The following is a 12,885-nucleotide window of genomic DNA, read 5'->3' on the forward strand; positions in this document are numbered from 1 at the left end:
GGTCGCTTCCTGGCGGGGATTGTGGTATTCTGTGGCTATGAAAGAGCGTCCTACCGACAAATGTCCAATCTGTTCTTCCCATGAAGAAAAAGTCACCTCGCAAGTTCTAAAACTCTTGCAGAAAAAGCAATATGCAAAGAACTCGATGATCTTTGAGCAGCAAGAAGATGCCAAAGGACTTTTTCTGGTGGAAAAAGGTTCCGTTAAAATTTCAAAGATCTCAGCTGCGGGTAAAGAGATCGTTTTACAAATCGTCAACGCAGGAAATACGTTTGGCGAAGGCAGTCTGCTGGGCCAAGAAAAATATGCTGACAATGCGACAGCTCTTGAGGCCTCGACAATTTTTTATCTCGCCAAAAAAGATTTTCAAGCGATCTTAAGTGAAAATCCATCCCTCTATGAGTCCGTGGTTAAATCTCTGGTGCGCTGGATGAACAACCTGAATCAAGTTATTGAAAATATCAACACGCCTTCTGCGAAGGAGCGTGTGCTTTTGTATCTCACTCGCTTGCGCGAAGAACAAGGCCAACCCCTTGTTCAACTCAGTGGGAAAAAGCACGATGTGGCGTTGATGTTGGGCCTACGTCCCGAAACTTTTTCGCGTACACTAGCGGATCTGGAAGAAGAAGGTGTTATCACCATGAATCACAAGATGATCCAGATCATGAAAAGTGACATTTACACCTAGATAGCGTGATCTCGGTCATCCTTTCCCACAATTTATAGTGCCTGATGCAACTCACTGGCTATCCTGAATCTAATTCAAGGATAGTCTATGAACATCTATAAGCACGACATCGTATTCCAAGAAGTTCCGAATCATATTTCGCTCGCGTTGTACGTTTGTGGCTGCTCCCTTCGTTGCCCCGGTTGTCATTCACCTGAGCTTTGGAGCGAGAGTAACGGCTATGAGCTGACGCGCGAGCTTTTTTTATCACTTCTGAATCAATATAGAAATCGCATCACCTGCGTTCTATTTCTAGGTGGCGAGTGGCGCGAAGCTCAGCTGGTTGAATTTCTAAAAACCGCGCATCATGAAGGATTCTGGACCGCTCTTTATACGGGCGAGACCGGAGTATCTCAAGAGTTGGAAAGTCATTTGGATTTCCTTAAAACCGGACGCTGGCGGCGTGAACTGGGGGGCCTTGACTCCCCCACCACCAATCAAGTTTTTCGCGATATTAAAAATAATCAAATCCTAAATCATCTCTTTTATCAAACTCACAACAAGGAGACAGCAAAATGATCCGACTGACCCCCGACCAAATTCAAAATAAAATCGACTTCATCGAAGCCTACAAAAAGGCACAAAATGCCGCGGAAGGTTCAAGACTTGATGCCAATGCCAATGTCACACACAAGAACATCGCGACACTGGAATCTGAAATTAATAAAGACATTAATATTCAAATCAATCGCACTCTCGTTGCCAATAAAATCGAAACACTGTTCGGCAAGGACTTAGCGCGCGAGTACCATCGCCAAATCGAAGATCACGAAATCTATGTGCACGATGAAACATCGCTTAAGCCTTATTGTGCTTCGATATCCATGTATCCCCTCTTGCTCGAAGGACTCAAGGGCCTGGGCGGAGAATCCAAAGCTCCCCAACACTTGGAAAGTTTCTGCGGCTGCTTTGTAAATTTAGTCTTTGCGGTCTCTGCACAATTCGCCGGAGCCGTCGCCACCGTTGAGTGGTTAATGTACTTTGATCATTTTGCGACAAAAGATTATGGGCGGGATTATCTGCACACCCACTTAAGAACCATCGACAATCATCTTCAACACGTGGTGTACGCTCTGAATCAGCCGGCCGCTGCTCGCGGATATCAGTCCGTGTTTTGGAATATTTCGGTTTACGATGAATACTATTTTAAATCTCTCTTCGGTGATTTTGTTTTTCCGGATGGGAGCAAACCAGAATGGGAGCGAGTCAAAAAACTGCAGGACCACTTTATGAGCTGGTTCTGCTCCGAGCGCAATAAAGCGATCTTAACTTTTCCCGTCGTCACTGCAGCCATGCTTATTGACAACAACGGTCCGCGCGATAAAGCCTTCGCGGAAATGTGTGCCAGCGAACTCAGTCATGGAAATAGCTTTTTTATGTACATGAGTTCTTCGGCCGATAGTCTTGCCAGCTGTTGCCGATTGCGCAACGAAATTTCAGATAATACTTTCAGTTACTCCTTAGGTGCCGGCGGTGTCGCAACCGGCTCTATTAACGTTATTACCATTAACATGAATCGCCTGGTGCAAAAAAGTATCGACCTACTTGAAACAGTTGAAAAGGTACAAAAGTATCAAGTCGCTTATCGCAAACTAATGCAGGAATACTATGATGCGAATTTATTAAGTGCCTATTCGGCGGGATTTATTTCCCTGGATAAACAATTCCTGACAATTGGAATTAACGGCATGGTGGAAGCGGCTGAATATAAAGGTCTAACAGTCGAAAATACCCCAGCTTACAAAACATTTGTGCGTGAACAGTTGAAAGTCATCTTTGATGCGAATAAACGGGCCAAAGAGCTTTACGGCTATATGTTCAATACCGAATTTGTGCCTGCAGAAAATTTAGGCGTGAAAAATGCGCAGTGGGATCGTAAAGACGGATTGCAAGTTCCGCGCGATTGTTACAACTCGTACTTTTATATCGTCGAAAATGACGATGTGAATGCCCTCGATAAAATGACTCTGCATGGACATGAGATGATGCAGTACCTCGATGGAGGATCCGCTTTGCATCTGAATCTGGAAGAAAAACTCACTGCAACTGGCTTTTTACGTTTGATTGAAGCCGCAGCGAAATCCGGCTGCAATTACTGGTGTGTGAATATCAAAATCACAATCTGCAATGAGTGTGATTTTATTGACAAGCGCACACGTTACGCCTGCGAGCATTGTGGCAGCACCGATATCGATCATGCCACACGAGTTATTGGATACCTTAAACGAGTTTCTGCTTTCAGCCCGGCTCGCCAGAAAGAAGCGGCCCGACGCTTTTATCATTCTACGACGGCTTCACCCGCACGATCTTTGGAAGGAAAACCCATCCCCAGATCAACAGTCCCAGAATCCATGTATACGCCGCATAGGTTAAATGAGACTGATATATATGCGGAGCAAATCCGGCCGATAAACGCGTAAAGCCTGCAAAACAAATGAGAAGAGCACCAACACATAAAGGCTTGGAGCTCTTCTCAAGGCTCATATCATGTTGGCCGTGAGAAAGTCCTACCCGCACTGCAATCATAAAAGTCATAAGTGCTAATCCGGAAACCAAAATCACATGGAGCAAGTGAATGCGATAATCCACAAAGAATGCAATCCCCCATTGTCCGAAAAAAATCATCCATGCTGAAATCCACAACCAGAAAGTTTGAAACGCTTTTCTTTTTGGCAGATGATAAATTTTCCACACGGCTAAAAGAATAAAACTCAAAACAAACGCGCGAAAATATTGTGCCTCGGTCATTAGACCAAAACACTCCATGACATAAGTTGCGACAAAGAACGCCGCCAATGCGATGAACATCGGTAATTTAGTGGAAGGTACTTTCTCTGTAGGAAGCGGAGCCCAACCTAAAAGTGCCGGAACCAATCGGCTCCCCACCCCTACTACGAGGCACATAATATAAGTTTGTAAAAAGAAAGTTCGGCCTAAACTGTATAGCGGCGCTGGTACATCTAAAAACTCGCCCATAAATAAAATCAAACTGCCAATGAGTCCTGTTACAAGGCCTACACCGACAAAAATAAATGAGTCTGGTGGGTTGCTATTTCGATTTAAAAAACGGCGTAAAAGAAAACTCATTAAGAAAGTAAATAGTCCTACGACAACAGCATAGAAAAACAACTTTCCCTGAACTCCTAGACTCAAAAAAAGCAGAAAAATAAAGAGGCCTGAGACCCATTGATCATATTTAGTCGGTCCAAAGCTGGAAGTAAATTTCGGAGCCGCTGTCATCAGAAAGCCGCACACAAAACAGAGAAAAAAACCACCCGTCATGATTTCAGGGTGGTGGAGACCTGGGTAAGTTACCAAACTCCAAGGAAACAGAATCCATAAAAATACGCCCCAAAGGCCAAGAAGCCATCCAGCCGGGAAGAAATATCGATAAGCATCAAGTTGATTAGATTTCATAAAAGCCCCGTTTTCTAGGTCCAGAATCCTCCTATTTGCGGGCGATTTCTATGATCTAGATCAATTTCTCAAAATATTGATCTGGGTCATGGTTTTAAAGAACACCTAATGACAGTCTAAATATGAGGTGACCATGTTAGATGTAGTCAGACGCCTTCAAAACTTGCATGTATTCAGAGATCTTAGCGAACGCGATTTAAAAGAACTCGCTTCGTATATGGACCTCACCTACTTGCGCCACAAAGAAATGCTCTTTGAAAAAGGCCAGCCCATTAAAAGCATTTATCTCATTCTGTCAGGCTCAGTGAAAATCCAAGAAACAATTACCCATTCTGAGACAAAGGTGTTTAACTTCTTAGGCCGCGGTGAGTTTTTAGGAGTTGCAATGGCCGGAATGCCAAACCCGCAATACCCAACCTCCGCCCGATGCAATGAAGACAGTATATTTCTAAAAATTCCTTTGTTTTTCTTTTTTAACACTTTGATGCCATTGCCAAATATTCGTTCGGAAGTGAATAAGCAAATCTCAGAACGCTTTCTAGAATTTCAAAACGACGTCTGTAAATCCCATTGTGTGACACCTCATCGGATCGCTGACTTTCTGTTACGACTGTTAAATCGGCAGTCACCATCCATGCAGGTTCGAATCCAAATCCCTTTAACTCGGCAAGATATCGCACAAAGAATTGGGGCTCAGAGTGAAACCGTCATTCGCATCATGAGTGAATGGACCAAAAAAGGCTGGCTTAAAACCGATGACAAACATATCGAAATTATTAACAAGACAGCTTTAGAGGAGATTAAACGTGATAGACCTCCTAAAACAACTGCGGGAAGAGCATGTTCAGATTCTAGAAATGTTGGATAAAGGCGAAGACATTCTAAAAGTGATCGACTTCGTTGAAACAATCCATCATCCCAAAGAAGAACAACTTCTGTTCCCGGTTATTGCCAAACAGGTCTGGCTTTCGCAGGGAGGGCCGCTTTGTACTTACTATCGCGGTCTGCAATTAGAGTTTGATCCGTTAGCACCCGTAAGACGCTATCTACGTCTTTTTTATGAACAATCAGGAATCAGTGCGCCGTCAATTGGAGAGTATTCTTGGCTCTCAGAGCAGAGTCCACTTAGCATTCCGATGGAGGAACACTTTATTGGGCATGAGCTTTCTGTGGCACTTCGCTTTCTTTCAAATAAAAAGAACTCCGCTCTGTACGCGGAGTTCTTTGAAATCTTTCGTAAATTGTATTCTGATTTGCTTCGAGTGCACATCAGTAAAGAAGACAATTGTCTTTTTGTGATGTGCGAAGCAAAGATGTCCTAACCACCGCAAAATCCGCAACAGCCTTCTTTTTTGGTTTTCGTGATTTTGAGTCTCCAGACATCGGGTCCTTGTTCAAGATATTCGTGCGTGAACTGATCGGTGCGAACTTCTTTAAATTGTCTTAAGAGCGGCAATGGATCATGATTGTTTTCGATGACGATACTGTCGCCGCCCTCCAGATTATCAAAACTTTGAAAAATAAAACTGTGTCGATGACTTGGTGAAATTTTTTGTGCTTCAATGACAAATTCAGCCATAATGTAACCTCCATTGTCCTTACAATAACGCCGTTATCGCCCATTTACCTTGATCTCAATCAACAAATGAACTATTTCGGCATTAAATCCATTAATTTTTTTGGATCGTTGGACGCGCCGACTTGATTTCCTTTGATCACGCCTTCCGAGTCCAGAACAGTAATAATAAAGGAATGATCATAGTCTCCACCCTCCATTTTTTTATACTTGATGCCTAAAAGATTTGAAATCGCGCGCGGTTCTTTGTCGGATGCCGCAGTTAACAAAGTCCACTTCCCCCCCAGATTTCTTTTTTGGAAATATTCCTTTAGGACTTTCGGAGTATCGCGATGATAGTCAAAACTCACCAGCACAAACTGCACATCGGAGCGTCCTTGCTCTTGCAAGGATTTTTCCAGTTGTTGCATCTGTGACAAGATCAAAGGGCAAGTATAGACACAGCCTGTGTAGGCCATGGAAATTACCAATGGTTTTCCACGGAAGGATTCCAGCTTCACAGATTTGCCGTCTTGATTTAAGAAAGTTGAATCCAAGTTATAGACGGAGTCATTTGAAAGAACTCGTACTTCTTTCGCTTCAGTAGACGCCCCGTGATGATGAGCATGAGAATCGGCAAATGAATTCTGAAAACAAATTCCGACGAGAATGGATACACCAATAATTATTTGTTTTTTCATAATCTACTCCTTGTCCTTAACACAACGAAAACCTAAGTTTTGAACTGTGTACTTTGCTTGCAAACTGCTGCGAAACGCGAACCGCATGAAAGCGGCGTAATCTGAAGGATCCGCGGCACCGGAGGCACCAGCACCGCAGAACATATTTTTATCTAAACTTCCGTTAGCCCGAGATTCCCCCGTGACTAATGCAGAATTAAAGTCTTCGACCCATTCCCAAATCAATCCGTGTACATCGTGAACTCCGTACGAATTCACTTCACCTCTCATGACTTCAGGAAGTGGCCACTCAGCACCCCGACCGTACCATTCTAAAATGGCCGACTGAATGCTGCGCTGACTTTTATATTTCCCAAGCCCCACGTATTCCCATTCATTCACAGTCGGTAGGCGCTGACCTTTGCTTTCGCAATAGGCGCGAGCGGCATACCAACTGACCTGAACAACCGGAGCATTGTCGCTCATTTTTCCGTAAGAAAGATCTTCTGACCAATACGCCAGATATTCTTTGTCGGCAAAAATACTTTTGACTTGAGACTTGCTCCATTGTGGCGACGATTTAACAAAAGAAAGAAACTCTTTGTTTGTAACTGGGTGCTTATCCATAAAGAACTCAGTAACCTTGAGAGAGTTCTTATTTAAAATGGCTGGAAGTTTAAATTTTCCAGAAGGAATATGAACCTGGTCTTGCGCCCCCGCCCCAAAAGAAAGGGACGAAATCAGAAGTATTAGAATTTTATTTTTCCAACTTCGTCCCATACATCACCCGTTATTTCATTTTACCTTTTGCGCGAATGGCTTTGACCTCTTCAGGAGTGACGACTTTTTTCGAGTTGCCCCATAAGCTGTACACGTAAGTGAGCACATTGGCGGCATCTTCATCAGACAGAACTTGTGCTGGCATCACAGAATTATAGTCTTTGCCATTTACTTTGATCGGGCCTTCTAATCCATGGATCACGGCGGAGATCGCTTTTTCTTTGCTGTTGTTCAGGTAATCTGACTTCGCAAGTGGTGGGAATGCATTTGGCAAACCTTGTCCATTCGCTTGGTGACAGGCAAAGCAAGAGCTATCAAAGATCCTTTTACCGCCCGCATATCTTTGTTCCAAAGTTTTTGCTGGGATTTGCTTAGGAGCTTCTGCGCCGATTTCTTGAATCACACCACCTTCTGGTTGGTAGATACCGTCTTTAGTTTTTCCTGAATACACATCTTTATTCGCTTCCCCATCGACCTTCAACATGCCCAAAGCACCTTTATTGAAAGCGCGGAAGATAGAGTGATCAACTAAAATGAAAGTTCCGACAGTATCAAGCTTTGCTTCAACGATTGCGGAGCCACCGGCAGGGATCAAAGTAGTCTGCACGTTTTCGTTAACAAGCTTACCGCCTTCAACATACACCTTATCAAAGATTTCCCCGATCAAATGGAATGAAGAAACCAAGTTGGGTCCACCGTTACCAACAAAAAGTCGCACAGTCTCCCCGACCTTTGCTGATAAAGCATTATCTCCCACAAGCGCGCCGACATTTCCGTTAAACACCACATAGTCCGCTTTTTCCTCAACTGCTTTAGTCATGCTAAACGGTTGCAGGCCCGGAGCGCCGTATTTTCCTTTAGTGTAAAACTCACTCTGCATCACGTAGAATTCACGATCTACTTTCGGCATGCCTTCTTTTGGCTCTACCAAAATCAAACCGTACATGCCGTTTGCGATATGCATACCGACTGGCGCAGTTGCGCAGTGATAAACGTAAAGTCCGGGATTCAACGCTTTAAAGCTAAAAGTTGAACTGTGTCCTGGAGCAGTGAAAGATCCTTCGGCACCACCACCTTGTCCAGTGACAGCATGCAAGTCGATATTGTGCGGAAGTTTACTAGATGGATGGTTGTGCAAGTGGAATTCGACTTGATCACCTTCACGAATACGAATGAATTTTCCTGGCACTTTGCCACCGAAAGTCCAAAAGACGTATTCCACTCCGTCTGTTAACTTCATTTTAACTTCGCGAGTTTCAAGATTCACAATGACTTTAGTTGGAAATTTTCGAGTGATGGGAGGTGGGACTTGAGGGGCATCTGTGAGTTGGGCGACTTCTTCGCCTTTCACTTCCTCTTTAGCCATTAGTATTCCGGGGGCTAAAAATATTGCGGCTATTAAAGACGCTTTGATTAGGGCCACGTGTTTCATATCTGTCTCCTCTCACCTGAGATCTGCTTGTAGTGTCTCATTTGGGTAACGCCAAAAAAATGATCCAGATCATCCTTTTGCTTTTTTTTCTTGGCGTTACCCTATCTGTTTTCCTAACCACTACATCGAGATTTCGTGAAAAGAGTGACCGGGGTCATCTTTTTCAGAAGAAAGTCATGGACCTAATCCCTGCCAGAGGGATGATTCGCAATAGAAACATCAACTTTGTCCCGTACTGAGAAGCCGACTTTTAAACCGACTACGAACCAACCAAGGGCCAGAATCCCAACTGCAAACACTGTATCACCAATAACACGCAACCAGCGGAGAGTGTCCATTCCGGGTTGTTGCATGAATTCGGCCGAGCGCGCATACCAGAAACCGTGTTCGACGCTCGCAAGTGTTTGCAGAAATCCAATTGGCAGAACGCTGATCAAAACCATCAAGGCCAGACCGATATTAATCGACCAGAAGGCAAAGCGGATGACTCCATCCTTCCAGACATGACGAGAAGCCAAGCCTTTAAGAACGAACAACATCAAACCAATACCCAACATTCCATACACACCGAACAAAGCAGTGTGACCATGTACCGGAGTGGTGTTTAGACCTTGCATGTAATACAGTGCAATTGGCGGATTGATAAGAAATCCAAAGATACCTGCGCCCACTAAATTCCAAAACGCGACAGCGATAAAGAAATAAATAGGCCATTTGTACGCCACCAACCACTCTGCTGATTTACTGACTTTAAAGTGGCTGTAGGCCTCAAACCCAATCAACACAAGTGGCACAACCTCTAAGGCACTGAACGTCGCTCCCAACGCAAGGACGGCTGTCGGTGTTCCAGTAAAGTAAAGATGGTGAAACGTACCCAAGATACCACCCGCAAGAAACACAACTGTCGAGAATAAAACACTTGTGGAAGCGATTTTTGTATTAATCAATCCCATACGAGTGAATAAGAAGGCGATCACGACGGTCGCAAAGACTTCAAAGAATCCTTCCACCCAGAGATGAACGACCCACCAGCGCCAGTATTCCGCAATGGCTAAGTTTGTGTGACGTCCCCACATAAACCCGGCTGCATAGAAAAGCGCAATTGCCGCAGAGGCAACCATAAACATCGTTAACAAATGTCGGTTCTCTTGCTGTTTATGAAATGCCGGGCGAATAGCTCTCGTCATTAAAAACAACCATAAGAAAAGTCCAATCAACAAGAAAGACTGCCAGAACCGTCCCAGGTCGACATACTCATAACCTTGATGACCAAACCAGAAGTTCGTTTCAAAACCCAATTTTTGCATGACTCCCAGCCACTGCCCGAAGAGTGAGCCGACAACAATAATGAGCAAACACACCCAAAGGAAATGCACTCCGAGTGCTTGATACTTTGGTTCATATCCCGAAACCGCAGGCGCAATGAAAAGCCCCGTTGCGAGCCACGAAGTGGCAATCCAGAAAATACCAATCTGTACGTGCCAAGTTCTTGTCACTGAATACGGTAGGAAATCTGACAGTGGAATGCCGTAGAAAGCATTACCTTCAACGCCATAGTGGGCTGTCACCGCTCCCAATATCACTTGTACGACCATCAATGCACATACGACCCAAAAATATTTTAAAGTAGCTGACATTGATGGAGTCGGTTGTAAGCCCAACAACGGATCGAGCTTCGGTAAGCTTTCATTATCAGGTCCACTGTCATGATTGACGGCATGATGCCAGGCTAGAAGCGCAATACCCATTAATAATAAAATCACGCTAAAGCCCGTCCACAGCAACAATGATCCCGTTGCTTCATTTCCGACAAGTTTGTCAGGTGGCCAGTTATTTGTATAAGTGATTTTTTGTCCTGGTCTTTCTGTTACGCACGCCCATGAAGTCCAAAAGAAAAAGGCATTCATCATCTCCATACGCTCTGGATCTTTGATGGCATTTTTCTGAATGGCATAAGCATCGCGCAGTTTTTCACTGCCTTCTTCGCCCATGAAAATTGATTTGTAATGAGCTCCGTTGTCTTTGATCGCTGCCAGTCGCTGCGGAGTGATCGTCAGAGTTTTAGTCTCTGGGTCATAGGTATTTTTGCGAAGCTCGGCTTGCAATTTTTTAGTGACCCCCGCTTGTTCAACTTCAGTAAGTTCTGTGAATTTTTTTTGAAACTGTTCTTGGGCAATTTGATCGGCCATGAAGACACCTTCGCGATGAAGCCAATCTGCACTCCAGTCTGGAGCCACGTAAGCACCGTGCCCCCAAATCGATCCGATTTCTTGCCCACCGATCGATTGCCACACGTTCTGACCATTTTTAATTTGCATTCCGTCAAATACGACGATGCCATCCGTTGTTACGACTTTTTGCGGTATGGGTGGGGCTTCCCTATAAATTTCTTTGCCGTAGTATCCCAAAACGGCAAACGATAATACAACAACCAGCAGGAACGCTGTCCACAGACGTCTATTTTCCATATTAGCTCCTATCGCTTTATATATAGACTTTATAAGCAGGATAGAAATAGCGGTAAAGCCAGCGAAATGACCTCTTGCCTAAATACACTCAGATTTATGCTGAGGTCATTCAAGCGACAAAACAACTTTCTGTCCAAGAGGCATTTAAACACTTTCAAGTGAAGAAAAAATGATCTGAATCAATTTCTGAAAGAACTACGTCGTAAATTTTAAATCCAACAACCTCGCTTGCAGTTGTCCGTCAGCTCTAAACCTCGTACGACGCCTTTGCAGTCGTTGTCCATTCTACCGAGGAATGAAACGACTAAAAAAAGGCGGGTTGGCTGCCACAAAATATTGAAAATCTCTGGTACCCGTTTACATGTCCTACCCCTTGCAACGTGCGAATTTTCGTTTTAGATCATTTGTTACGTCCTCTATAGTGACCTCAAGAACTAAATCAAAAAGTTCGTCCTGATTTACTTTTAGCATTTTGCACAATTCGACCAATAAACGAATCGGAGGGTGAGAGGTTCCTCTTTCCCAATTCGAAATAAATTGCGGGGAGGTATAATCGAGTGCTCTTGAGATATCTAATTGCGTTAGTCCGGCTTCGATTCTTTTTACTTTTAAAAAAGTACCCAGTTTATTTTTATTTTTATTTTTGTTTTTCTTTTTCATTTTAGTTTTTCCATTACTAACAGCGTGAGTTTATTTAGAGATTTTCTCTTCATCGAATCGTTCGAGTATCGGGCACCGGATATACAGACGAGACGCCAAAAAAACGCCCCTATCCTACGGATAGTAATCAAACGAAAACTTATTATGTGAATAGATGAGGTATTCCTCTAAGAAATGGGAGGTCTCAGCAGGACGGAAATTTCCCGGTGAGTGGGAATGAAAAAATAATCAATCGATCCTTGAAGAAAAATGAAAAACGCGAACTCGCAAGACGTATCAGGAAGCATCATCGACAGATTAAACCCAAACTGACCATGCCCTTCAGTTGCGGTTTTTTCAGTGTCATCATGCGTGTGGGCAGCGTGAGTATCTGCTGAAATCGAAGTCGGGCCTTGATACACAAGTCTTAAGTCGCAGGAATCCCTATCAAAAGCTTCGGTGAAATATCCGAAAACAAAAATAGAAACTAAAATGATGGAAATAAATTTTAGTAGCATCCTAGTTGATATTCACAAATCAGGATTGATAAGTCCAATTGCCCGATAGGCTTAGCAACACAGTGAGTCGCTAGAGATCTCTTTCGAGATCTGCTGAAATCTTTAAGGCGCAAAGGCGAACGACGTTACTTACCCTTTTTGGCAATTGAAAGAAAAAGAGCATTTTCCTTCTTTTTGTCGGCTTTCTTCGCAGGTGATTTCTTCTTTGGACGCGATGAGGCTTCTTTTTCCTCTGCTGACTTTGCGACCTTCACAGGAATACCTAATAAAGGATTTCCCTTGGTGATTTCGCGCATGACAAGCTTTACTTCTTCTTCAAAGTTTTCAGATTCAGCGGGAATGTAAAGCCAGTCCTTGTTCGCCGGATGATTTTCCAAAAATAGATATTTGAGGAAAAAGGCATTTTGCTTTTTGTATTCAATTGGGAAGATGCAACCATTCCAAAGCTCGAAAGGATAGCTGACACCTTTATGCTCGTACTCCCCGCGCTTTTCTACTAAGATCAGCACCAGCTTCATATCAAGATAATAAGCCAAGCCACCATGCTTCGGAATACATTCGTATCCGGGCGGCAATAGGTCTTCAATCCAAATAAGGTTATTCAGCACATGGTCCAACATACATACCAATATACAACGGACTGCGAAGAGTCGACAGTTTAATTCGATT

Annotated in this window: 12 protein-coding genes and 1 pseudogene; 5 read left to right on the forward strand and 8 right to left on the reverse strand. The window is 43.7% G+C overall.

What is annotated here, in order from left to right:
• Positions 1–37 precede the first annotated feature (37 nt).
• The 3 genes from ACLWOR_RS01825 (at position 38) to nrdD (ending at position 3,147) form a co-directional block, all read left to right on the forward strand.
• Positions 38–688: a Crp/Fnr family transcriptional regulator gene (locus ACLWOR_RS01825; protein ID WP_413938957.1), complete on the forward strand. Its 651-nt coding sequence runs from the start codon at positions 38–40 to the stop codon at positions 686–688.
• Positions 689–775: 87 nt separating this feature from the next.
• A complete protein-coding gene (gene nrdG, locus ACLWOR_RS01830) occupies positions 776–1,246 on the forward strand; it encodes an anaerobic ribonucleoside-triphosphate reductase activating protein (protein ID WP_413938958.1) in 471 nt (156 codons plus the stop codon).
• Complete coding sequence (nrdD, locus tag ACLWOR_RS01835; protein WP_413938959.1) at positions 1,243–3,147, forward strand: anaerobic ribonucleoside-triphosphate reductase; 1,905 nt, start codon at positions 1,243–1,245, stop codon at positions 3,145–3,147. Before nrdG ends, nrdD begins: the two co-directional genes overlap by 4 nt.
• Here nrdD and ACLWOR_RS01840 read toward each other — a convergent pair.
• Positions 3,086–4,144: pseudogene (locus tag ACLWOR_RS01840) on the reverse strand (NnrS family protein); the annotation flags it as partial. The gene nrdD and the pseudogene ACLWOR_RS01840 sit on opposite strands and share 62 nt — an antisense overlap.
• Before the next feature lie 133 nt (positions 4,145–4,277).
• On the opposite strand from ACLWOR_RS01840, the gene ACLWOR_RS01845 reads away from it, so the two are divergent.
• Together ACLWOR_RS01845 and ACLWOR_RS01850 are read left to right on the forward strand one after the other, a co-directional pair.
• Entirely contained in the window at positions 4,278–5,012 is a 735-nt protein-coding gene (locus ACLWOR_RS01845; protein ID WP_413938960.1) for a Crp/Fnr family transcriptional regulator, read from the forward strand.
• Positions 5,002–5,466 carry a hypothetical protein gene (locus ACLWOR_RS01850; protein ID WP_413938961.1) on the forward strand — a complete coding sequence of 155 codons (465 nt, stop codon included), beginning with the start codon at positions 5,002–5,004 and terminating at the stop codon, positions 5,464–5,466. Before ACLWOR_RS01845 ends, ACLWOR_RS01850 begins: the two co-directional genes overlap by 11 nt.
• On the opposite strand, the gene ACLWOR_RS01855 is transcribed toward ACLWOR_RS01850, so the two are convergent.
• From ACLWOR_RS01855 to ACLWOR_RS01885, 7 genes are all read right to left on the reverse strand, one after another.
• Positions 5,463–5,723 (reverse strand): DUF2249 domain-containing protein, encoded by a 261-nt coding sequence (locus tag ACLWOR_RS01855; protein WP_413938962.1) that lies wholly within the window; start codon positions 5,721–5,723, stop codon positions 5,463–5,465. The two genes, ACLWOR_RS01850 and ACLWOR_RS01855, sit on opposite strands and share 4 nt — an antisense overlap.
• A gap of 71 nt (positions 5,724–5,794) precedes the next feature.
• Positions 5,795–6,400: an SCO family protein gene (locus ACLWOR_RS01860; RefSeq protein WP_413938963.1), complete on the reverse strand. Its 606-nt coding sequence runs from the start codon at positions 6,398–6,400 to the stop codon at positions 5,795–5,797.
• A 3-nt stretch (positions 6,401–6,403) separates the two neighbouring features.
• On the reverse strand, positions 6,404–7,159 hold the full coding sequence (locus tag ACLWOR_RS01865) for a formylglycine-generating enzyme family protein (protein WP_413938964.1): 756 nt from the start codon (positions 7,157–7,159) through the stop codon (positions 6,404–6,406).
• Positions 7,160–7,169: 10 nt separating this feature from the next.
• Positions 7,170–8,525: a copper-containing nitrite reductase gene (nirK, locus tag ACLWOR_RS01870; protein ID WP_413938965.1), complete on the reverse strand. Its 1,356-nt coding sequence runs from the start codon at positions 8,523–8,525 to the stop codon at positions 7,170–7,172.
• Between the two features lie 248 nt (positions 8,526–8,773).
• Positions 8,774–11,059, reverse strand: a complete 2,286-nt coding sequence (locus ACLWOR_RS01875; RefSeq protein ID WP_413938966.1) for a nitric-oxide reductase large subunit — start codon at positions 11,057–11,059, stop codon at positions 8,774–8,776.
• Positions 11,060–11,425: 366 nt separating this feature from the next.
• A complete protein-coding gene (locus ACLWOR_RS01880; protein WP_413938967.1) occupies positions 11,426–11,719 on the reverse strand; it encodes a helix-turn-helix domain-containing protein in 294 nt (97 codons plus the stop codon).
• A 622-nt stretch (positions 11,720–12,341) separates the two neighbouring features.
• Positions 12,342–12,836, reverse strand: coding sequence for a hypothetical protein (locus ACLWOR_RS01885; protein WP_413938968.1), 495 nt, complete (start codon positions 12,834–12,836; stop codon positions 12,342–12,344).
• Positions 12,837–12,885 lie beyond the last annotated feature (49 nt).

This window comes from Bdellovibrio sp. HCB2-146, assembly GCF_047345725.1.
Lineage (GTDB): Bacteria > Bdellovibrionota > Bdellovibrionia > Bdellovibrionales > Bdellovibrionaceae > Bdellovibrio.